This window comes from Streptomyces sp. GMY02 (genome assembly GCF_019056675.1).
Classification (GTDB): domain Bacteria; phylum Actinomycetota; class Actinomycetes; order Streptomycetales; family Streptomycetaceae; genus Streptomyces; species Streptomyces odonnellii.
Genome location: NZ_CP077658.1, coordinates 6,629,902 through 6,651,606, shown reverse-complemented (window position 1 = coordinate 6,651,606; position 21,705 = coordinate 6,629,902). Strand labels below are relative to the sequence as shown.

The following is a 21,705-nucleotide window of genomic DNA, read 5'->3' as shown; positions in this document are numbered from 1 at the left end:
CTTGCCGACGTAGTGGCTCTGGACCCCGTGAAGGGTCTAGATGCTCCTTAGAAAGGAGGTGATCCAGCCGCACCTTCCGGTACGGCTACCTTGTTACGACTTCGTCCCAATCGCCAGTCCCACCTTCGACAGCTCCCTCCCACAAGGGGTTGGGCCACCGGCTTCGGGTGTTACCGACTTTCGTGACGTGACGGGCGGTGTGTACAAGGCCCGGGAACGTATTCACCGCAGCACTGCTGATCTGCGATTACTAGCAACTCCGACTTCATGGGGTCGAGTTGCAGACCCCAATCCGAACTGAGACCGGCTTTTTGAGATTCGCTCCGCCTCACGGCATCGCAGCTCATTGTACCGGCCATTGTAGCACGTGTGCAGCCCAAGACATAAGGGGCATGATGACTTGACGTCGTCCCCACCTTCCTCCGAGTTGACCCCGGCAGTCTCCTGTGAGTCCCCATCACCCCGAAAGGCATGCTGGCAACACAGAACAAGGGTTGCGCTCGTTGCGGGACTTAACCCAACATCTCACGACACGAGCTGACGACAGCCATGCACCACCTGTACACCGACCACAAGGGGGCTGACATCTCTGCCAGTTACCGGTGTATGTCAAGCCTTGGTAAGGTTCTTCGCGTTGCGTCGAATTAAGCCACATGCTCCGCTGCTTGTGCGGGCCCCCGTCAATTCCTTTGAGTTTTAGCCTTGCGGCCGTACTCCCCAGGCGGGGAACTTAATGCGTTAGCTGCGGCACCGACGACGTGGAATGTCGCCAACACCTAGTTCCCAACGTTTACGGCGTGGACTACCAGGGTATCTAATCCTGTTCGCTCCCCACGCTTTCGCTCCTCAGCGTCAGTAATGGCCCAGAGATCCGCCTTCGCCACCGGTGTTCCTCCTGATATCTGCGCATTTCACCGCTACACCAGGAATTCCGATCTCCCCTACCACACTCCAGCCTGCCCGTATCGAATGCAGACCCGGGGTTGAGCCCCGGGCTTTCACATCCGACGCGACAAGCCGCCTACGAGCTCTTTACGCCCAATAATTCCGGACAACGCTTGCGCCCTACGTATTACCGCGGCTGCTGGCACGTAGTTAGCCGGCGCTTCTTCTGCAGGTACCGTCACTCACGCTTCTTCCCTGCTGAAAGAGGTTTACAACCCGAAGGCCGTCATCCCTCACGCGGCGTCGCTGCATCAGGCTTCCGCCCATTGTGCAATATTCCCCACTGCTGCCTCCCGTAGGAGTCTGGGCCGTGTCTCAGTCCCAGTGTGGCCGGTCGCCCTCTCAGGCCGGCTACCCGTCGTCGCCTTGGTAGGCCATCACCCCACCAACAAGCTGATAGGCCGCGGGCTCATCCTCCACCGCCGGAGCTTTCAACCCTCCCCCATGCAGGGAAGAGTGTTATCCGGTATTAGACCCCGTTTCCAGGGCTTGTCCCAGAGTGAAGGGCAGATTGCCCACGTGTTACTCACCCGTTCGCCACTAATCCACCCCGAAAGGCTTCATCGTTCGACTTGCATGTGTTAAGCACGCCGCCAGCGTTCGTCCTGAGCCAGGATCAAACTCTCCGTGAATGTGCACCGGATATCCGGTATCACACACGAGAGCGGAACCACCAGCCGGAATAGGACCAGTGGTCCACAGCGTCCTCGCTGTGTTTCTTCTTCAAAGGAACCTCAACCTGCCGGAACAAGAACCGTTCCCGCTGGTCGGGGTATCAACATATCTGGCGTTGACTTTTGGCACGCTGTTGAGTTCTCAAGGAACGGACGCTTCCTTTGTACTCACCCTTCCGGGCTTTCCTCCGGGCTTTTCCCTTCGGCCTCTCGGCTGACCCCTACTTTAGCCGAATCCCCGCCCAGCTCATAATCGAGCTATTTGGATTCGAATTTCGGCATGCCGAAATCGCACCCGTCGGGTTTTGATCATCAGTAGTGGGTGGCCGCTTCGGAAGCTGCTGAGCAGCAGGTCCCGTGTCAAGCGGCTCGGGCAACGTTAGGCGGATGAACGGTACGAGTCAAGTTCGTCGGCGTCGGGGCGCATGGGCCCGATAAGGGCTCACCGAGGGGTCTCCGGCGACCCAGAACCGCCACGGGTGCGCCGCGCCGTCGCCGCCCACTCCCGTGCGGGGGCCACTGCGGACCTGGTCAGCCGGTACGGGGGTGCCGGCCAGCAGGGCCAGTGGCGCATCGGGGCCGGCGCACATGTCCGTACCGTTGAGGGCGCGGTCGACATCGAGGGCGGTGGCCAGGCGGGCCGGGCCTTTGGCCAGTTCCCTGTGGTGTCGGGCCGAGAATCGACGTTTATGTGCCAGCTCCGCGCCCACACGGATCTCTCCCGCTCTGAGCAGGACTCCGCTCGCCATGCCCTCGGGGCCGCACACCACGTTGAGGCAGTGCCACATCCCGTAGGTGAAGTAGACATACGCGTGACCGGGCGGGCCGAACATCACTCCGTTACGGGCCGTGCGGCCGCGGAAGGCATGGGAGCCCGGGTCGATCTCGCCCGCGTAGGCCTCGACCTCGGTCAGCCGGAGCTCGATCGGGCCGTCGTCCGTACCCCGTACCAGCGTTCTGCCCAGGAGGTCGGGCGCGACCTCGAGGACCGGGCGGTCGAAGAAGTCCCGGGAAAGGGGCATGCGGTCGGGGCTCTCCATGGCGTATGAGCGTACCGGGGAACCGGCTACGGTCGGAGCGCGTATGTAGGGGTCAGGACCTAGAAGGAGTGAACATGGGCTTCAAGAAGCTGCTCGCGAGCCTCGGCGCCGGTGGTGCGTCCGTGGAGACGGAGCTGACCGAGTCGAACGTCGTGCCCGGCGGAGTGGTGCAGGGCGAGGTGCGGATCGAGGGCGGCTCCGTCAGCCAGCGGATCCAAGGGCTCTCCGTCGGCCTGCAGGCGCGGGTCGAGGTCGAGGGGAACGACCAGGAGCTGAAGCAGAACGTCGAGTTCACCAAGCAGCAGATCGGCGGCGCCTTCGAGGTGCAGGCCGGGGCGGTGCACGTGGTGCAGTTCGGGCTCGAGATCCCGTGGGAGACGCCGGTCACCACCATCGACGGCCAGCAGCTCCGCGGCATGAACATCGGTGTGACCACGGAACTGGCGATCGCGCAGGCGATCGACTCCGGCGATCTCGACCCGATCAATGTCCACCCGCTGCCGGCGCAGCAGGCGATCCTCGACGCGTTCATCCAGCTCGGGTTCCGCTTCAAGGCGGCGGACATGGAGCGCGGGCACATCCGCGGGACGCGCCAGCGGCTGCCGTTCTACCAGGAGATCGAGTTCTTCGCGCCGCAGCAGTACCGCGGGCTCAACCAGGTCGAGCTGACCTTCGTCGCGGACGACCGTGAGATGGACGTGATCCTGGAGATGGACAAGAAGCCGGGTCTGTTCACCGAGGGCAGCGACTCGTTCCGCTCCTTCCAGGTGGGGCTCCATGACTTCCACACCACCGACTGGGCCGCGTACCTCAACCAGTGGCTCGCCGAGGTCGGTGGCCGTCGTAACTGGTTCTAGGTACGGGTTCTAGGCTCGGCGTCGCAGGGTGGACCGGCCGGCGATCGTGCCGGTCGGACAGCCGATTCGGAGGTTCTGACGTTGACCGAGGGAAAGAGGGCTCCGCTCCCTCATGACTTCCATCCGCAGGTGCCGTCGTTCACGGTGGTGAGCGACGACGTCGCGCCCGGGGCGGTGCTGAAGGACGCGCAGGTGTACGCGGCCGGGAACATCTCTCCGCATCTTCGGTGGGAGGGTTTTCCGGCGGAGACCAAGAGCTTCGCCGTGACGTGCTTCGATCCCGACGCGCCGACCGGCAGCGGGTTCTGGCACTGGGTGCTGTTCGACATCCCGGTGTCGGTCACCGAGCTGCCGGCGGGCGCGGGCAGCGGTTCGTTCGAGGGGCTGCCCGAGGGCGCCGTACACGCGCGGAGCGACTACGGGTCGAAGGAGTTCGGGGGTGCGGCGCCGCCGGCCGGGGATCCCGCGCACCGTTATGTGTTCACGGTGTACGCGGTGGACCAGGAGAAGCTGGGTCCCGACAGCGATGCCTCACCGGCGTTCGTCGGATTCAATCTGCGGTTCCACGCGCTGGCCCGTGCGCAGCTCATTGGCGAGTATTCGACGCCTGCCGAGAGCTGACCGTTTTCCTTTTGTTTGCCCTGCCCTGGTCTTGGAGAGATCTGGGCAGGGCACTTTTTATTGTGTTGTCCCCCTCGGCGTGCCCGGCGAGAGTTGATCCCACGCCCGCCAGGCGGCGGGCCGGCACACGGGAGGTGGGCGGGATGCGGGACACGCTGGTACTGAACGCGAGCTTCGAGCCGCTGTCGACGGTGACGCTGAACCGTGCGGTGGTGCTGGTGCTCCAGGACAAGGCCGTTGTCGAGCAGGCCCATCCCGGTCTCCGTGTCCGTGCGGCCGCCGTGGAGCTTCCGGTGCCCCGGGTGATCAGGCTCTGCCGTTATGTGCGGGTGCCCTTTCGAAGACAGGCTCCGTGGTCGAGGCGGGGTGTTCTGGTGCGGGACCAGCATCGTTGCGCGTACTGCGGCAGGCGTGCGACGACGGTGGACCATGTGGTGCCGAGGTCGCGGGGCGGCACCGATAGCTGGCTGAATACGGTCGCTTCGTGCGCCGAGGACAACCACCGGAAGGCGGACCGTACACCGGAGCAGGCGGGGATGCCGCTGCTGCACGAGCCGTTCGTACCGTCTCCGGCGGACGCGATGCTGCTGTCGCTCCGGGCGGGTGAGCGTTCGGAGCTGCCGCAGTGGCTGATAGGTGTGCGGTCCGCCGCGTAACACCGCGGGTGTGCCACGGAACGTGAATGTGAACGTGTACGACGAGAGCCCGTCCCCGGTACGGAAGTTCCCGGGGGCGGGCTGTTGTGCGTACGGTCCGGGCCGGCCGGTGTGTCAGCCGTACCGGCGCAGCAGGAGCTGCACGATCGCGATCATGCCGACCACCACGATCAGCGTGCGCAGCGCGACGGGTGGCAGGCGGCGGCCGACTCTGGCGCCGAGCTGGCCGCCGATCGCGGAGCCGACGGCGATGAGCAGGACCGCCGTCCAGTCGAAGTGCGCGACGAAGAGGAAGTAGAGCGCGGCGACGCTGTTGACGACGGCGGCGAGGATGTTCTTGACGGCATTGAGGCGTTGCAGGCTGTCGTCGAGCAGCATGCCCATCAGGGAGAGGTAGATGATCCCCTGGGCGGCGGTGAAGTAGCCGCCGTAGACGCTGGCGAAGAGCAGTCCGGTGAAGAGGAGCGGGCCGCCCTGGGGGCCCGTGGTGGTGCCTTTGCGTGCCCGCCGGGCCTGGACGGCTCTGGTGAGGCGGGGCTGGAGGATCACCAGGACGAGGGCGAGGGTGACCAGGACGGGCACAACCGTCTCGAAGGCCGTGGACGGCAGGAGGAGCAGCAGGGTGGCGCCGGTGAGGCCGCCGATCAGGGCGGCGGCGCTGAGGCGCAGGACGCGGCGGCGCTGGCCGGTGAGTTCGGCGCGGTAGCCGATGGCTCCGCTGATCGATCCGGGTATCAGCCCGAGGGCGTTGGAGACCGTCGCGGTGACCGGTGGGAGGCCGGTCGCCAGCAGGACGGGGAAGGTGATGAGGGTGCCGGAACCGACGATGGTGTTGATGGTGCCGGCACTGATGCCCGCCATGAATACGGCGAGCATCTCCCAGTTGGTCACGTGCGTTGCCCTTCGGTGATCGGTGCCGGATGCACCGATCATGCACGAAGGGGATGGCGGGTCAGTCCAGCGGGGGGTCCTGCCTGCGCTCCTTGCCGTTTCCGGTGTCAAAGCCCGGTACGCCGCCGCCGAGGTTGCCGAAGGCTCCGCTGAGCCCCTTGAGGGCGTCGCCGATCTCGCTGGGCACGATCCAGAGCTTGTTGGCGTCCCCTTCGGCGATCTTGGGGAGCATCTGGAGGTACTGGTACGAGAGGAGCTTCTGGTCGGGGTCGCCCGCGTGGATCGACTCGAAGACCGTACGGATGGCCTGCGCCTCGCCCTCGGCGCGCAGGGCGGCGGCCTTGGCCTCACCTTCGGCGCGGAGGATCGCGGACTGCTTCTCGCCCTCGGCGGTGAGGATCTGGGACTGGCGGATGCCTTCGGCGGTGAGGATCGCGGCGCGCTTGTCGCGGTCGGCGCGCATCTGCTTCTCCATCGAGTCCTGGATGGAGGTCGGCGGTTCGATGGCCTTCAGCTCGACACGGTTGACGCGGATGCCCCACTTGCCGGTGGCTTCGTCGAGGACGCCGCGCAGGGCCGCGTTGATCTCCTCGCGGGAGGTGAGGGTGCGCTCCAGGTCCATGCCGCCGATGATGTTGCGGAGCGTGGTGACGGTGAGCTGCTCGATCGCCTGGATGTAGCTGGCGACTTCATAGGTCGCGGCGCGGGCGTCGGTCACCTGGTAGTAGATGACGGTGTCGATGTTGACGACCAGGTTGTCCTGGGTGATCACCGGCTGGGGCGGGAAGGGGACGACCTGTTCGCGGAGGTCGATGCGGTTGCGGATCGAGTCGATGAACGGGACCACGATGTTCAGTCCCGCGTTGAGGGTTCGGGTGTAGCGGCCGAACCGCTCCACGATGGCGGCGCTTGCCTGCGGGATGACCTGGATCGTTCTGACCAGGGCGATGAATACAAGCACCACCAGGATGACCAGGACGATGATGATTGATGGCATCGCGTATCTCGGGCCCTTCGCCGCCGGATGTTCTGATGATCGAGTTTCTCAGACCAAGTGCCTCTGTGGGGAGGGTTCCCCGGGGTTGGCTCACATCACCACGGCTGTGGCACCGTCGATTTCGACGACATCGACCTGCTGGCCGGGTTCGAAGGCCATGTCCGCGTCGAGGGTGCGTGCCGACCAGATCTCACCGGCCAGCTTGATACGGCCACCACGGCCGTCGACCCGTTCGAGGACGATCGCCTGACGGCCTCTCAGCGCGTCGATTCCGGTGGCGGCGCCGGGGTTCGAGCCTCGTTGCCGGGCGGCGAAACGCCGTACCACCGCGGTGAGCGCGACGGACACCACGACGAACACGAGGACTTGGGCCACCACACCGCCGCCGAGCGCCGCGGTGACTGCGGCAGAGACCGCTCCGGCGGAGAACATTCCGAATTCGGGCATCGCCGTCAGAACCAGCGGAATACCCAGACCGACAGCGCCGATCAGCCACCACACCCACGGTTCGATATCCACGTGGTCATGGTAGGTCCGGCGATCCCTGTGGGGACAGGGGTGATATCCGGTCAGCCGAGCGGCAGTCCCTGGGCGGTCCAGCGGTCGCCGACGCGCTCGACGACGAGCGGGAGGCCGAAGCAGAGGGAGAGGTTGCGGGAGGTGAGTTCGGTCTCCATGGGGCCCGCGGCGAGGACCTTGCCCTGGCGGATCATGAGGACATGTGTGAAGCCCGGTGCGATTTCCTCGACATGGTGGGTGACCATGATCATGGAGGGGGCGTACGGGTCACGGGCCAGGCGGCCCAGTCTCCGTACCAGGTCCTCGCGCCCGCCGAGGTCGAGGCCGGCCGCGGGCTCGTCGAGGAGGAGCAGTTCGGGGTCGGTCATCATCGCGCGGGCGATCAGGGTGCGCTTGCGCTCGCCCTCGGAGAGGGTGCCGAACCTGCGGTCGAGGTACTCGGTCATGCCGAGCCGGTCGAGGAAGGCGCGGGCGCGCTGCTCGTCGACGTCGTCGTAGTCCTCGCGCCAGGTGGCGGTCATGCCGTACGCGGCGGTGAGGACGGTCTGCAGGACGGTCTGGCGCTTGGGGAGCTTCTCGGCCATGGCGACACCGGCGATACCGATACGGGGGCGCAGCTCGAAGACGTCGACCTTGCCGAGCCGGTCGCCGAGGATCGTCACCGAGCCGGCGGTCGGGAAGAGATAGCTGGAGGAGAGACTGAGCAGGGTGGTCTTGCCGGCGCCGTTGGGGCCGAGGATCACCCAGCGCTCCCCCTCCTTGACCGACCAGGAGACATCGTCCACCAGAGCGCGTCCGTCGCGGACCACGGATACGTCCACCAGCTCCAGTACATCGCTCATGAGCGCGTTGTCTCCTCATGCAATCGTCTTGAGGTTCCGGGGTTGCGCCTGTAGGCGCAGCTCCCAGGAAAATCTACGCCACCGGTCGAGTGGTCCGGGCCCGAGGTCCGTTCCCTAGGCTGGGGCCATGCTTTCGCAACCACGCTCAGGACTGCTGGCCGCTTGGGGAAACGCCCTTCTGGCCGGGTTTGTATCGCCGGACGACGCGGTGGCCGCCATGGTCGGCGACGACGCCCTGCACCGGGTGGAGGGGCTGCCGGGCGAGACCGGTCCGGTCGGGCTGACGCTGGCGCTGGGGCGGCTGCGGGCGCTCGGCGTGACCGGGTACCGGGTCGCGCTGCCCGCGCCCGGGCATCCGCTGGGGCTGAGCGGGCCGCCTGAGTTCAACGCCCGGGCGCTGGAGGCCGAGGAGGCGGTGATCGCCACGGGTGCTCCGTACGGTCTGGTGCCCGAGGTGACGGCGGTGGGCCCGGACGGGGACCGCCATGTCGAGGTGCTCTGGCACTGTCTGCCGGTACGGGAGGCTCCCCCGGCGGACGTTCCCTCGCTCGGGGAGGCGGAGCGGGAGCTGGCGGAGGCGCTGCGGGAGGCGACGGAGGTGCTGTCACGGCTGGATGTGGCGGCCTCGGGGCCCATGGCGGAGGCGGCGCTGAGCGCGTACCGGGCGCGGGCGGAGCGGGGCCGGGAGGTGCTGGCGCCCGGGTATCCGCCTCGGGCGATGCGGGTGCTGGAGCTGGCGCAGCGGATCGGGCTGCTGGTGTCGCTGGCGTACGAGCACGGGCACGGCGGTGCGGTGAGCGCGGCGGAGATGGCGGCGCGGGGGGCGGCCCTGCGCCCGGTCGAGCGGGTGGCCCGGCGGGCGCAGGTCGCTTCGTACAACGCGTACGTGGAGGAGCGGCAGAGACAGGAGTCCCTGCCGCGCCCGGATGATTTCTGAGGCTCGGCTCGCCTCCGGGGCGCTGCGTGTCGATGCCGAGCGTGTCGATACCGACGACCGACCGCGCCCCTTCGGCTCACTCGCCTGGGATCAGTGGTTGACCGAGGCGTTGCCGAACGCCGGGTTCAGCAGGCCGATCACATTGATGGTGTTGCCGGTCGCGTTCACCGGGATGTGGACCGGGATCTGGACCGTGTTGCCGGAGCCGACACCCGGGGAGTGCGTGGCCGCGCCGCCGGCGTGGGCGCCGCCGTCCGTGGCGAACGCGGCGCCGGCGGAGGCACCCGCCGCGAGGCCGGCGGTGACGAGAACCAGAGCGGCCTTCTTGGCAACCTTCATGGAATGTTCCTTAATCGCGTGATCAATGACCGCGGCAGTACGCCGTGGTTACGCCATGAAGAACGCCCGCGCGGCGATCAGGATGCGCCGTGTGGGTGACATACACACGACGGTATGAATCTCAGATCGGAGGACAACATTCCGGTTCGGCCCGGTCAGCCCGCTGCCCCATGTCGGACGGCCCAGAGCGCCGCCTGCGTACGGTCCGAGAGGTCCAGCTTCATCAGGATGTTCGAAACGTGGGTCTTGACAGTCTTCTCGGAGAGCACCAGCGCCCGGGCGATCTCCCGGTTGGAGCGGCCGTCCGCGATCAGGCCGAGCACCTCGCGCTCCCGGTCGGTGAGTGACGTGCCCCTGCCCTGGCCGGTGCCCGGGTCGTCCTGCGCCAGCAGCGCGCCCGCGACCTCGGGCTGGAGCAGTACATGGCCCGCGTGGACCGAGCGGATCGCACCGGCCAGCGCCTCGGGATCGATGTCCTTGTAGACATAGCCACAGGCCCCGGCGCGCAGGGCGGGGACGACCGTACGCTGCTCGGTGAAGCTGGTGACGATCAGCACCCTGGCCGGATTGCCGAGCTCACGGAGCTTGCGCAGCGCCTCGATGCCGTCCATGCCGGGCATCTTGATGTCCATCAGTACGACATCGGGGCGCAGTTCCTCGGCGCGGGCGACCCCTTCACCACCGTCGGATGCCTCGCCCACGACCTCGATGTCGTCCTGGATCTCCAGGAACGTACGCAGGCCCCGGCGGACCACCTGGTGGTCGTCGACCAGCAGGACGCGAATGGCCTGCGCGCGGCCCGCCACTCGTCCGGCCGTCTCTCCCGCCGCCTGCGTGCCGCCCGCCGCATGCCGGACACCGTTCCTGTGCTCGTCAGCCACCGGGCACCTCCATCTCGATCGTGGTGCCCCGTCCGGGCGCCGATTCCACCCTGAGTCTGCCGCCGGCGCCGCTCGCCCTGGCGCGCATCGAGACCAGCCCGAGATGGCGTCCCGCCCTGCGGACCGCACGCGGCTCGAAGCCCTTGCCGTCGTCGGTGACGCTGAGGACCGCGCCCTGCCCGCGGCGGGCGAGGGCGACCTCGACCCGGTCGGCGCCGGAGTGCCGCAGCGCGTTGTGCAGGGCCTCCTGGGCGACCCGCAGCAGTGCCTCTTCCTGGGCGGCGGGCAGGGCCCGTATGCCCGAGGTGTCGAAGGTCACCTTGGCCGAGTGGGCGCGGTCGAGCACCTGGACATGGGTACGGAGGGTGTTGACCAGGCCGTCCTCGTCGAGGGCGGCCGGGCGCAGCTCGACCACGGCGGCGCGCAGTTCGTCGGCGGCCTCGGCGGCGAGCGCGGCGACCTGCTGGAGCTCGCCCTTGGCGCGGGCCGGGTCGCGGTCCACCAGGGCGGCCGCGGCCTGGGCGGTCAGCCGGAGCGAGAAGAGCTTCTGGCTGACGGCGTCGTGGAGTTCATGGGCGAGGCGCGAGCGCTCCTCGGCGATGGTGAGTTCACGGCTGCGCTCGTACAGCCTGGCGTTGGTCAGGGCGATGGCGGCGTGCTGGGCGAGGATCGCGAGGAGTTCCTCGTCCTCCTCGGTGAATCCACAGCCTTCGGTACGGGAGGACGGCGGCTCTGGGCAGCGCTTGTTGGCGAGGAAGAGCGCGGCGATCGTCTCCTCGCCGTCCCTGACGGGCAGCCCGAGGAAGTCGGACATGGTGGGGTGCGCGGAGGGCCAGCCCTCGAAACGCGGGTCCTTCCGCACATCGGCGAGGCGCTCGGCCTTCTCCTCGTGGAGCATCGCCGCGAGGATGCCGTGCTGGCGGGGCAGCGGGCCGATGGCCTTCCACTGCTCGTCGCTGACACCGTCCACCACGAACTGGGCGAAGCCGCCGTGGTCGTCCGGGACGCCGAGCGCCGCGTACTCGGCGTCGAGCAGTTCACGGGCCGAGGCGACGATCGTCTTGAGGACGTCGCGTACCTCCAGATGCCTGCTCATCGCGAGGAGCGCCGTGCTCACGGCGGCGAGTCCGGAGCGGGGTCGGTGGCTCATGGTTTCAACCGTACCGGCGGGCGTTACGGCCCGTATCGGCCCCGGGACGGCCTCCGACCGGGGCCGACGACCTAGGTCCCGCCGCCCCGTCCTCCCGCTCCGGCCTTAGGCCGAAGTGCCCTGACCGGACCGGGCCCGCGTCCGAGGCGGCCGGGACGGTGCCGTTCCTACCGTGGGCGGCACCGGCGGGCGACGAGGCGCGTCGGCGACACGGGAGGAGCGGCTGCCATGCCGACGGCGATCATCACGGGGGCTTCGAAGGGGCTGGGGCGCGCACTGGCCGTGGCGCTGGCGCGGAGCGGCTGGGATCTGGTGCTGGACGCGAGATCCGTACGGGTACTGGAGGGGGCGGCCGGGGAGGCGCGGGCGTACGGGACCCGGGTGGTGGCGCTCGCGGGGGATGTCACCGATCCCGGGCACCGTAAGGAGCTGGTGGCCGCCGCCGCGGAGCTGGGCGCGCTCGAACTGCTGGTGAGCAATGCCAGCGCGCTGGGCGCGGAGCCGCTCGTACGGCTGGACGCGCTGCCCCTCGACGGACTGCGGGCGGCGCTGGAGACCAATGTGGTGGCGGCGCTGGGCCTGGTGCAGGAGGCGCTGCCGCTGCTGCGCGCGGCTGCGGCGGGCGCGGTGATCGCGGTCAGTTCTGACGCGGCGGCGGAGGCGTACGAGACCTGGGGCGGGTACGGGGCGTCGAAGGCGGCGCTGGACCAGCTCGCCGCCGTACTCGCCGTCGAGGAGCCGGAGCTGCGGGTGTGGACGGTCGACCCGGGGGACATGGCGACAGATCTGTACGCGGCGGCTGTGCCGGACGATCCGGACCCGCGCCCGGATCCGGAGTCGGTGGTGCCCGGTTTTCTGCGGCTGCTGGAGCGACGGCCGGCGAGCGGCCGCTACGCGGCACCCGGTCTGCTGGACCCGAAGTGAGCGTCCCGGCGGCGCTGCGGGTGCCGGAGGAGCTGTCGGCGCGGGTCCCGGCGGAGCAGCGCGGTTCGGGCAGGGACGATGTGCGGCTGCTGGTCTCGCGCGGTACGGAGGTGACGCATCACACGTTCCGTGAGCTGCCGGGGCAGCTCCGGGCCGGGGATGTGCTGGTGGTCAATACGTCGATGACCCTGCCCGCGGCGGTCAGTGGGCGGCTGGGCGGGCAGCGCGTGGTGGTGCACTTCTCGACGCGGGGTGAGGACGGCCGGTGGGCGGTCGAGCTGCGCGAACTGCGTGCGGCGGCCTCCGAAGCGGGCGCCGGTACGACGGTGCCCCGGCCGGGCGGCCCGCCCGGGGCGGTCGTACGGCTGCCGGGCGGCGAGCACCTCGTACTGGAGGAGCCACTGGACCCGGAGGGGGTGCGGCTCTGGTGGGCACGCGTCTCGTACGCCGATGTGCCCGGGCTGCTGCGCCGGTACGGGCGGCCGATCCGGTACGGGTACACGGAGCGCGACCAGCCGCTGTCCGCGTACCAGACGGTCTTCGCGCTCCCCTCCCCCGACGGCTCGGGCTCCGCGGAGATGCCGAGCGCGGGGCGTCCCTTCACGGCGGCGCTGATCGCGGAGCTGGTGAGCCGGGGAGTGCTGTTCGCGCCGCTGACGCTGCATACGGGGGTGGCCTCGGCGGAGGCGCACGAGCCGCCGTACCCGGAGCGCTTCGAGGTGCCGGGGACGACGGCGCGGCTGGTGAACGCCGTCAGGGCGGCGAGGCCGGCCGGAGGAACGGGTGAGGGAACAGGTGGAGGAACAGGCGGGGGAACGGACGGGGAAGGGGACGGGGCGACAGGCGCGGCTGTGGGCGGGCGGATCGTCGCGGTCGGTACGACGGCGGTACGGGCCCTGGAGTCGGCGACCGGACCCGACGGAGTGGTGCGGGCCGCCTCCGGGTGGACGGATCTGGTGATCACGCCCCGGCGCGGGGTGCGCGCCGTGGACGGGCTGCTCACCGGGCTGCATGAACCGGAGGCCTCGCATCTGCTGATGCTGGCGGCGATCGCCGGCCGTGAGGCGCTGACCCGCGGATACGAGGAGGCGCTGGAGCAGCGCTACCTGTGGCACGAGTTCGGGGACGTCCACCTTCTGCTGCCGCCGGAAAGTGCTCACCCTTCGCATTGCTGAAGCAACTTCGGGTCATGTTGATCTATCCCGAGTGTGAGCCCTCGCATAGGACGTGGATCACTTACGAAGTCCACTAGTCGACAGACAAAGGGGTGTGAGAGTGGCATAAACGGGCATCTTGCCGCCCGGCAAGTGCCCTGCGCCACTACTCAGGGTCGTACGTCACACCTTTGCCAGGGCATTTTGCTGCCGCTAAGAATTGCGTCCGTCGCCGCCGAGCTGGCTGGCCAACCGGCCTTCGCGACTCCCCGCAATCCGAAGAGGTACGTCTTCCATGTTCTCGTCACGCATCGCTGATCTCCGTAACCTGGACACGACCACGACCCGCAAGGCAACGCTCGCAGGCGTGGCGGCCGCCGGAGTCGCGGCCCTCACGTTCTCGCTGGTCCCGACCGACGCCTCCGCCGCTCCCGTGAACGCCTCCTCCGGACCGGTGGCCGCGGCGGCGGCCAAGGTGAGCGCGCAGGCCACGACCGTGAAGGCGAGCACGGCCAAGCAGCAGATCACCGCCATCAAGGCGGCGGGCACCAAGGCCGCGGACAAGGCGACCTACCCGGACAACCTGGACGGCTGGATCCGCGAGGCGCTGTCGATCATGAAGAAGAACGGCATCCCCGGCTCGTACGAGGGGCTGCACCGCAACATCATGCGGGAGTCGAGCGGCAACCCGTGGGCGATCAACCTCTGGGACATCAACGCCAAGAACGGCATCCCGTCCAAGGGCCTGCTCCAGGTCATACCGCCGACCTTCAAGGCGTACCACGTCAAGGGCACGCCGAACAACATCTACGACCCGGTCGCCAACATCGTGGCCGCCGCCAACTACGCGGCGGACAGGTACGGCTCGATGGACAACGTCAACAGCGCCTACTGACCGGGCCTGTACCGACGCGCGCGGACGCCATGTCTGTGCACCAACGCCAAAGGGCGGCACCCCCAACAGGGTGCCGCCCTCCGTGCGTTCAGTGTTCAGTGTGAGGTGTGCGCCGCACAGTGTTTGAGGTGTGCGGTGTGCGGTGTGCGGTGTGCGGTGTGACGTGTGCGTGGGGCCTACTTGCGCATGACCTCGGGCTCATGACGGCGCAGCAGCCGCGACACCGCGAACCCGCAGACCACACCGATGAAGAGCAGGATCCCGATGTTCATGCCCCACTGGCTCGCCGAGTGTTCCCACAGCGGGTCCAGATTGGTGGGGTTGTCCTGGTCCCACGGCGGCATCAGATGCGCGAGATCGAGGGTCGCGCCGGCGCCCGCGATGGCCCAGCGGGACGGCATCAGCCAGGCGAACTGCTCCAGCCCCGGCGAGTCGTACACCTGGAAGAGGATGCCGGTGAAGACGACCTGGACGATCGCGAACATGACCAGCAGCGGCATCGTCTTCTCGGCGGTCTTCACCAGCGACGAGATGACCAGGCCGAACATCATCGAGGTGAAGCCCAGGGCGATCACGACCAGGCAGATCTCCACGGCGGGCGGCATGATCAGGCCCTCTTCGGGCAACGCCCGCGTGGCGAAGCCGATACCGCAGATGATGACGCCCTGGATGGCCGTGATCACTCCGAGCGTGATCACCTTGGACATCAGATAGGCGGAACGTGACAGGCCGGTGGCCCGCTCCCGTTCGTAGATCACCCGTTCCTTGATCAGTTCTCGTACGGAGTTGGCCGCGCCCGAGAAGCACATGCCGACCGCGAGAATCAGCATGATGGTGCCCGCGTCGCCGTTGAACCTGGACGGCGCCTCCGGCGGGCCGAGGCCGAACTTCGCCGGAATGACGACGCTGACCACGCCGAGCACGGCCGGCAGGATCACCATCAGCGCCATGAAGCCCTTGTCGGACGCGATCACCGCGGCATAGCGGCGGATCAGTGTCAGCAACTGGGCGCCCCAGCTCTGCGGCTTCGGCGGGCGCATCTGCTGCGGCGGCGGCATGTGTACGGACTGCGCGGCGACGGCGTCGATGTCCGCGGCGTACATCTGGTAGTGCTGCGAGCCACGCCAGCGGCCCGCCCAGTCGTAGTCGCGGTAGTTCTCGAAGGCGGAGAAGACATCGGCCCAGGTGGTGTAGCCGAAGAAGTTGAGAGCCTCCTCGGGCGGGCCGAAGTACGCCACGGAACCGCCGGGGGCCATCACCAGCAGCTTGTCGCAGAGCGCCAGTTCGGCCACGGAGTGGGTGACGACGAGCACCGTACGGCCGTCGTCGGCGAGGCCGCGCAGTAGCTGCATGACATCGCGGTCCATGCCCGGGTCCAGACCGGAGGTCGGCTCGTCCAGGAAGATCAGCGACGGCTTGGTGAGCAGCTCCAGGGCGACGGAGACCCGCTTGCGCTGGCCGCCGGAGAGCGAGGTGATCTTCTTGCTCTTGTGGATGTCGAGCTTCAGCTCGCGCAGCTACCTCGTCGATACGGGCCTCGCGCTCGGCCTCGGCGGTGTCGCCGGGGAAGCGGAGCTTGGCCGCGTACTTGAGCGCCTTTCTGACGGTCAGCTCCTTGTGCAGGATGTCGTCCTGCGGGACCAGACCGATGCGCTGGCGCAGCTCGGCGAACTGCTTGTACAGATTCCGGTTGTCGTAGAGGACATCGCCCTGGTCGGCCGGGCGGTAGCCGGTGAGCGCCTTGAGCAGTGTCGACTTGCCGGAGCCGGACGGGCCGATCACGGCGATCAGCGACTTCTCGGGGACGCCGAAGGAGACGTCCTTGAGGATCTGCTTGCCGCCGTCGACCGTCACCGTGAGATGGCGGGCGGAGAAGGAGACCTCACCGGTGTCGACGAACTCTTCGAGCCGGTCGCCGACCAGCCGGAACGTCGAGTGGCCGACGCCGACGATGTCGTTGGGGCCGATGAGCACGGTGCCGGACTTGGCGATCGGCTGGCCGTTGACATAGGTGCCGTTGTGGGAACCGAGATCACGGATCTCGAAGCGGCCGTCGGGGGTCGCGGTGAACTCGGCGTGCAGGCGCGAGACCTGGAGGTCCGCGACGACGAGTTCGTTCTCCAGCGCGCGGCCGATGCGCATCACCCGGCCGAGGGCGACCTGGTGGAAGGTGGTCGGGCTGCGGTCCCCGTACACCGGCGGGGCCCCCGCGGCACCGTCGGAAACCGGGGACGGGGACGGGGACTGCTGCGGGAAGGCGGCGGGGCCGCCGCCCTGGTGCGGGCCCTGCTGGTGCGGCACTTGGCCGTGCTGCTGGGGCGGCTGCTGCTGCCAGCCCTGTTGCTGCGCGGGGACCTGCTGGCCAGGGACCTGCTGGCCGGGTATGTGCTGCTGGGGTACGGGCTGCTGCTGCGCGGGGGCCGGCTGCTGCCAGCCCTGCTGGGCGCCCTGGGCCTGGGCGGCCGCCTGCCCGCTGTACGCGCCCGCGCCCGCCGCTCCGCCGCTGAGGCTCAGCCGGGGTCCGTCGGTGGCGTTTCCGAGATGGACCGCCGAGCCGGGACCGATGTCCGACTGCTGAATGCGCCGGCCTTGCACATAGGTGCCGTTGGTGCTGCCGTGGTCCTCGATGACCCAGCCCCGGCCGTTCCAGCTCAGGGTGGCGTGGCGCCACGAGACCCTGGCGTCGTCGATCACGAGGTCGCCCTGCGGATCGCGGCCCAGGGTGTATGACCTGGAGGGATCGAGCGTCCAGGTCCTTCCGTTCAATTCCAGTACGAGTTCCGGCACTCCATGCCCCACTTGTTGTCCCCCGATTGCCCCCGTCGCAGGGAGTCTAGGGATGGCGAACATCGTGGGGAACTATTTCAGGCCCGCTCCGGTCTTTGAAAGCCGGGCCTCGTGAACGCCTGCCACAAGCGCGTAACAGCGTGCGGGGAAAGGACCGTTGACGCGGGAGAAAGGTACCCGGAGAGTGGTAACCGCGTATGAGTGCCCACGGATCATGCGCGAATACGAGGAACAGCCAGAAGACGGACATACCCATCGGGGGGCGGGGGATCCTGATGAACGCGCGGGGCAGCGGCGGTGTCCGCTGGATGGATGTGCTGGTGGCCTCGCTCGCCGCCGTGAGCTGGGCACTGATGGGGATGGCGGGTGTCGCGGCCCTCGGGCTGCACCTTCTGGAGGCGGACGCGGCGGGCTCGTTGGGGCCGATGACCGCGGCGGTGGTGGTGCTGGGGGCGGGTGGTTCGGTCACGCCTTCCGGCGATGTGTCCGCGTACGGTCTGGACGGCGTGGAGGCGCGGACCGCGGTCGACTTCGCGCCACTGGGCGTGGGGCTCACGGGGGCGCTGATCCTCTCGTTCTTCTTCTTGCGGTCGCTGCGGCGTGCGGGCCCGTATGTGTCCGTCACCGAACTCGCCGTACGGGCCGGGACGGTGGCCGCGCTGTTCGTCGGCCTGGTCGGCGGGCTGGCGTGGGCGGGGCGCGATGTCATCACCGTCGACGGCGGCGGACTGGGGCTCGGACAGATGCCCGGTCTGGGCGGTGACGGCTCCGGGATCGGCGGGATCGAGGTGCCGGGCCTCGGAGAGCTGGGTGATGTCCCGGGCATCGGAGGGCTGTTGCCCGACCGGGTCGGGGATCTGGTCGACGCGCAGGCGGCCGTGGGGTTCCGGGTGGACACCGCCGAATCGCTGACGGGCGCACTGGTGTGGGTGCTCGGTGTACTGGCCGTCGCCCTGCTGGTCTCCGGCCGTACGCCGCTGCCGCACGGCTGGGACCGGGCGCGCCGGATCGTACAGCCGGCGGCTTCCGCGCTGGTCACGGTGGTGCTGGTGGCGGTGCTCGCGGGGCTCGCGGCCGCCGGGTACGCGGCGGTCGGCGACGACCATCCCCGGCGGATCGCGGGCGGGGCGCTGCTCGCGGCACCGAACGGGGTGTGGCTGGGGATTCCGCTCGGGCTGTTCGTTCCCTGGGACGGCAGCGCGTCGGGGCCGCCGGCCACGATGCTGCCCGACCCGCTCGACAAGGTGCTGCGGCCCTCGGGCGGTGAGCCGCTGACGGTCGGCGGGCTCGCCGAGCTGGACGGACGGATCTGGCTGCTGGTGGTGGCCGTCGCGGTGATGATGCTCTGCGCGGGGGTGCTGGCGGCGGTCCGTACCGTACGAGCCGATCCGGACGCGGCCCGTCGGGGCGCTGCCGCGTTCGCCGGGAGGTGCGCTCTGCGGCTGGGGGTGATCACGGCGCTCACCCTGCCGCTCCTGGTGTGGCTCACGGAGGTCTCCGCGCGGGCTTCGGTGTCGATGCTCGGGATCGACGCGTTCGAGGCGGGCCTCGAACTGCACGGCCGGGCCGGTACGGCACTGCTGCTCGGCGCGGTCTGGGGCGCGGGGGCGGGGGCGGCGGGGGCACTGCTCGCGTACGCGGCGGGGAAGGGGACGGCCGCGGTCGGCCCTTCGGCGGATACGGGCCCGGGCTCGGTGGGCTTCACGGGTACGGACGGCCTCACCGTGGACGCGGACGGCCTCACCGTACAAACGCGTACGGAGCCGGCGGAAGCACGTACGGAGCCGACCGCGCCACCAGGACCGTATACACCGTCAACGCCGTACCGGCCGCCCAACCCCGATACGAACCCGTATCTGCGCATCCCGAAGGACGGGGGCGCCGCACGGGATGGGAACCTTCCGGGGGACTAGGGGTGTCTTGTCGATCGGGCCGGGCCGCGTTTCCCGGGGTCGCCGAGGGGCGATCGCTGACCGAGACTGGAACCGCTGGCACCCCTGTCCGGAACTCGGACGGCCGGTCGAGCCCCACGCCCTGCCCGATACGGTGGAACCACCATGAGCGCATCGCAGCCCCCTCGGACCGCCGACGTCCCCACTCTGCTCGTCAAGATCTTCGGGAAGGACCGTCCCGGGATCACCGCCGGCCTCTTCGACACCCTCGCCGCCTACTCCGTCGATGTGATCGACATCGAGCAGGTCGTGACCCGTGGCCGTATCGTCCTCTGCGCGCTGATCACCGCACCGGCCGGCAAGGGTGCCGCCGAGGGCGAACTCCGCGCGACCGTCCACACCTGGGCCGAATCGCTCAAGCTCCAGGCCGAGATCATCTCCGGTACGGGCGACAACCGGCCGCGCGGCAGCGGCCGTTCGCATGTCACCGTGCTGGGCAACCCACTGACCGCGGAGTCGACCTCGGCCATAGCGGCCTGTATCACCACGGCCGGCGGCAATATCGACCGGATCTTCCGGCTGGCGAAATACCCGGTCACCGCCGTGGAGTTCGCGGTGTCCGGGGTGGAGACCGAACCGCTGCGCACCGCGCTGGCCACCGAGGGCGCGGAGATCGGGGTGGATGTCGCGGTCGTCTCGGCCGGACTGCACCGCCGGGCGCAGCGGCTGGTGGTCATGGATGTGGACTCGACCCTGATCCAGGACGAGGTCATCGAACTCTTCGCGGCCCACGCGGGCTGTGAGGCCGAGGTCGCCGAGGTGACCTCCCGGGCCATGCTCGGGGAGCTGGACTTCGAGCAGTCCCTGCACGCGCGGGTGGCGCTGCTCGCCGGTCTGGACGCGTCGGTGGTGGAGAAGGTACGGGCCGAGATCCGGCTCACTCCCGGTGCCCGCACCCTGGTCCGTACACTCAAGCGCCTCGGTTACCAAGTCGGGGTGGTCTCCGGGGGATTCACCCAGGTCACCGATGCCCTTCAGGAGCAGCTCGGGCTGGACTTCGCCTCCGCCAACACCCTGGAGATCGTCGACGGCAGGCTCACCGGGCGGGTGGTGGGCGAGATCGTGGACCGCGCGGGCAAGGCCAGGCTGCTGCGCCGGTTCGCCGCCGAGGCGGGGGTGCCGCTGGCGCAGACCGTGGCGATCGGCGACGGCGCCAACGATCTGGACATGCTGAACGCGGCGGGGCTGGGGGTCGCGTTCAACGCGAAGCCGGTGGTCCGCAAGGCGGCCCATACGGCGGTGAACGTGCCGTTCCTGGACACCGTGCTGTATCTGCTGGGCATCACGCGCGAAGAGGTCGAGGCCGCGGACTGCGACGACTGACCACCGCTACTTCATTCTTTTCCCGAACCAGGGCCCCGGCGGCAAGTCCGCGCCGGGGTCCTCTGCCGTACGGACCGCTGTACGGGGCGGTTGTGCGGGTCGCATGTGCGGCCCGGCCGCACGGGAGCGGCCGTACGGGAGCGGCGTACGGAGCGGCCGTCGTACCGGGCGCGGTCGTAGCCGTACGGGGGTCAGCCGCGCGGGGTCCAGAAGTCGACGAGCCTGCCCACGCCGTGCTCCACCGACTTCCAGCTTCCGTTGAACGCGATCACGGCCAGGGAGGCGGCGGGAAATCCGCTCCGGGTCATCCTGCCGATGGTGTCGCCCTCGGCCTCGCCGGACAGAGCGTCCGCGAGCGCGTGCATACCGGGGTTGTGCCCGATCAGGATCAGATCGTTCACATCGTCGGACGTCTCGTTGACCAGGGCGAAGAGATCGCCGAGGGTGGCGTCGTAGAGCCGGTCCTCGTAGACGGTCCGAGGCCGCACCGGCAGCTCGTGCACCGCGAGCTTCCAGGTCTCCCGGGTCCTGGCGGCGGTCGAGCAGAGAGCCAGATCGGCGACGAGCCCGCTGCCGGCGATCCTGCGCCCGGCGACGGAAGCATCCGCCCGGCCCCGGTCGGCGAGGGGCCGCTCATGATCGGGTACGTCGGGCCAGTCCGCCTTTGCGTGCCGGAGGAGGACGATCCTGCGAGGTGTATCGACGCTCATGCATCCCAGCTTCGCATGAAATGCTCCAGTGGGCAGAGGGTGTTGACGGGCTGCCCCGGCACGGGTGAACGGTGCTGGCGACTGCTCGCCGTCACCCCACCAGGGTCAGATGGATCTGCTCCAGAAGGCGCCCGACCCCGGGATCACCCGCGGCGGCCCGCGCCTGTCCGGAGCCGGACATCAGCAGCAACAGGGCGAAGGCGAGAGCCGGCAACGCGACGGACCACCACGGCAGCCGTATCTCGATCCGCTCGGAGGGGACACGGGGATGGGACCGGGGGTGCGTAGGGACCGGCATGGCCGCCTCCGTGGGTCTGCGGTTTCTGTTACCTCAGAACCTACGGATCGATCGCCCTCGCTCACATCCGGCGACCCACCCACTCAACCCTGACCCTGGCCCCCTAGGGGACCCTGGTGCTAGCCCCCCCTACCGGGGTGGGGCGGTGGCTCTGGTGTGGTGCCGAGTGCCGGGTGCCGAAAGGCGTTCACCGCGTCACGGCGACGCGATCGACGCGATGATGCCGATGATCACCAGGATGCCGATGATCGTGCCGAACACGATCAGCAGCGTCCGCTGGCCGTTCTGGGGATTCGGGTCAAGGACTGGCATG

Annotated in this window: 20 protein-coding genes, 1 rRNA gene and 1 pseudogene; 9 read left to right on the top strand and 13 right to left on the bottom strand. The window is 68.9% G+C overall.

Annotated elements, in window-relative coordinates:
• Positions 1-51: 51 nt before the first annotated feature.
• A 16S ribosomal RNA gene (locus tag KQY30_RS28380) occupies positions 52-1,577 on the bottom strand.
• A gap of 443 nt (positions 1,578-2,020) precedes the next feature.
• A complete protein-coding gene (locus KQY30_RS28375) occupies positions 2,021-2,641 on the bottom strand; it encodes a DNA-3-methyladenine glycosylase (protein ID WP_254407360.1) in 621 nt (206 codons plus the stop codon).
• A 92-nt stretch (positions 2,642-2,733) separates the two neighbouring features.
• On the opposite strand from KQY30_RS28375, the gene KQY30_RS28370 reads away from it, so the two are divergent.
• From KQY30_RS28370 to KQY30_RS28360, 3 genes are all read left to right on the top strand, one after another.
• Positions 2,734-3,516 carry a sporulation protein gene (locus KQY30_RS28370; RefSeq protein WP_217309285.1) on the top strand — a complete coding sequence of 261 codons (783 nt, stop codon included), beginning with the start codon at positions 2,734-2,736 and terminating at the stop codon, positions 3,514-3,516.
• 81 nt (positions 3,517-3,597) lie between these two features.
• Positions 3,598-4,137 carry a YbhB/YbcL family Raf kinase inhibitor-like protein gene (locus tag KQY30_RS28365; RefSeq protein ID WP_217309284.1) on the top strand — a complete coding sequence of 180 codons (540 nt, stop codon included), beginning with the start codon at positions 3,598-3,600 and terminating at the stop codon, positions 4,135-4,137.
• 143 nt (positions 4,138-4,280) lie between these two features.
• Positions 4,281-4,793, top strand: a complete 513-nt coding sequence (locus tag KQY30_RS28360; protein ID WP_217309283.1) for an HNH endonuclease — start codon at positions 4,281-4,283, stop codon at positions 4,791-4,793.
• 114 nt (positions 4,794-4,907) lie between these two features.
• On the opposite strand, the gene KQY30_RS28355 is transcribed toward KQY30_RS28360, so the two are convergent.
• The 4 genes from KQY30_RS28355 to KQY30_RS28340 all read right to left on the bottom strand — a co-directional run bounded on the left by KQY30_RS28355 (position 4,908) and on the right by KQY30_RS28340 (position 8,042).
• Positions 4,908-5,684 (bottom strand): sulfite exporter TauE/SafE family protein, encoded by a 777-nt coding sequence (locus tag KQY30_RS28355; protein ID WP_217309282.1) that lies wholly within the window; start codon positions 5,682-5,684, stop codon positions 4,908-4,910.
• A 61-nt stretch (positions 5,685-5,745) separates the two neighbouring features.
• A complete protein-coding gene (locus KQY30_RS28350; protein ID WP_217309280.1) occupies positions 5,746-6,681 on the bottom strand; it encodes an SPFH domain-containing protein in 936 nt (311 codons plus the stop codon).
• 90 nt (positions 6,682-6,771) lie between these two features.
• Positions 6,772-7,200, bottom strand: coding sequence for an NfeD family protein (locus KQY30_RS28345; protein ID WP_046501832.1), 429 nt, complete (start codon positions 7,198-7,200; stop codon positions 6,772-6,774).
• A gap of 50 nt (positions 7,201-7,250) precedes the next feature.
• Complete coding sequence (locus KQY30_RS28340; RefSeq protein WP_217309278.1) at positions 7,251-8,042, bottom strand: ABC transporter ATP-binding protein; 792 nt, start codon at positions 8,040-8,042, stop codon at positions 7,251-7,253.
• Between the two features lie 127 nt (positions 8,043-8,169).
• Between KQY30_RS28340 and KQY30_RS28335 the strand changes: the two genes are divergently transcribed.
• Complete coding sequence (locus KQY30_RS28335; RefSeq protein WP_217309277.1) at positions 8,170-8,979, top strand: hypothetical protein; 810 nt, start codon at positions 8,170-8,172, stop codon at positions 8,977-8,979.
• A gap of 90 nt (positions 8,980-9,069) precedes the next feature.
• On the opposite strand, the gene KQY30_RS28330 is transcribed toward KQY30_RS28335, so the two are convergent.
• From KQY30_RS28330 to KQY30_RS28320, 3 genes are all read right to left on the bottom strand, one after another.
• Positions 9,070-9,318: a chaplin gene (locus tag KQY30_RS28330; protein ID WP_217309276.1), complete on the bottom strand. Its 249-nt coding sequence runs from the start codon at positions 9,316-9,318 to the stop codon at positions 9,070-9,072.
• 155 nt (positions 9,319-9,473) lie between these two features.
• The gene (locus tag KQY30_RS28325) at positions 9,474-10,124 is read right to left on the bottom strand and encodes a response regulator transcription factor (protein WP_302185372.1); all 651 of its coding nucleotides are present in this window, start codon (positions 10,122-10,124) and stop codon (positions 9,474-9,476) included.
• 67 nt (positions 10,125-10,191) lie between these two features.
• Complete coding sequence (locus tag KQY30_RS28320) at positions 10,192-11,349, bottom strand: GAF domain-containing sensor histidine kinase (RefSeq protein WP_217309275.1); 1,158 nt, start codon at positions 11,347-11,349, stop codon at positions 10,192-10,194.
• Positions 11,350-11,577: 228 nt separating this feature from the next.
• Between KQY30_RS28320 and KQY30_RS28315 the strand changes: the two genes are divergently transcribed.
• The 3 genes from KQY30_RS28315 to KQY30_RS28305 all read left to right on the top strand — a co-directional run bounded on the left by KQY30_RS28315 (position 11,578) and on the right by KQY30_RS28305 (position 14,322).
• The gene (locus tag KQY30_RS28315) at positions 11,578-12,273 is read left to right on the top strand and encodes an SDR family oxidoreductase (protein ID WP_217309274.1); all 696 of its coding nucleotides are present in this window, start codon (positions 11,578-11,580) and stop codon (positions 12,271-12,273) included.
• Entirely contained in the window at positions 12,270-13,448 is a 1,179-nt protein-coding gene (locus tag KQY30_RS28310) for an S-adenosylmethionine:tRNA ribosyltransferase-isomerase (protein ID WP_217309273.1), read from the top strand. Before KQY30_RS28315 ends, KQY30_RS28310 begins: the two co-directional genes overlap by 4 nt.
• A gap of 274 nt (positions 13,449-13,722) precedes the next feature.
• Positions 13,723-14,322 (top strand): transglycosylase SLT domain-containing protein, encoded by a 600-nt coding sequence (locus tag KQY30_RS28305; RefSeq protein ID WP_217309272.1) that lies wholly within the window; start codon positions 13,723-13,725, stop codon positions 14,320-14,322.
• Positions 14,323-14,498: 176 nt separating this feature from the next.
• Here KQY30_RS28305 and KQY30_RS28300 read toward each other — a convergent pair.
• A pseudogene (locus tag KQY30_RS28300) lies at positions 14,499-17,121 on the bottom strand (FHA domain-containing protein).
• 263 nt (positions 17,122-17,384) lie between these two features.
• On the opposite strand from KQY30_RS28300, the gene KQY30_RS28295 reads away from it, so the two are divergent.
• Together KQY30_RS28295 and serB are read left to right on the top strand one after the other, a co-directional pair.
• Positions 17,385-19,022, top strand: a complete 1,638-nt coding sequence (locus KQY30_RS28295) for a streptophobe family protein (RefSeq protein WP_217309271.1) — start codon at positions 17,385-17,387, stop codon at positions 19,020-19,022.
• A gap of 144 nt (positions 19,023-19,166) precedes the next feature.
• Entirely contained in the window at positions 19,167-20,384 is a 1,218-nt protein-coding gene (gene serB, locus KQY30_RS28290) for a phosphoserine phosphatase SerB (protein ID WP_046507863.1), read from the top strand.
• A gap of 191 nt (positions 20,385-20,575) precedes the next feature.
• On the opposite strand, the gene KQY30_RS28285 is transcribed toward serB, so the two are convergent.
• From KQY30_RS28285 to KQY30_RS36760, 3 genes are all read right to left on the bottom strand, one after another.
• Positions 20,576-21,094, bottom strand: coding sequence for a histidine phosphatase family protein (locus KQY30_RS28285; RefSeq protein WP_046507865.1), 519 nt, complete (start codon positions 21,092-21,094; stop codon positions 20,576-20,578).
• Positions 21,095-21,185: 91 nt separating this feature from the next.
• On the bottom strand, positions 21,186-21,392 hold the full coding sequence (locus tag KQY30_RS28280; protein ID WP_217309270.1) for a hypothetical protein: 207 nt from the start codon (positions 21,390-21,392) through the stop codon (positions 21,186-21,188).
• A gap of 195 nt (positions 21,393-21,587) precedes the next feature.
• Positions 21,588-21,704: an SGM_5486 family transporter-associated protein gene (locus tag KQY30_RS36760; protein WP_254407359.1), complete on the bottom strand. Its 117-nt coding sequence runs from the start codon at positions 21,702-21,704 to the stop codon at positions 21,588-21,590.
• Position 21,705: the final 1 nt, after the last annotated feature.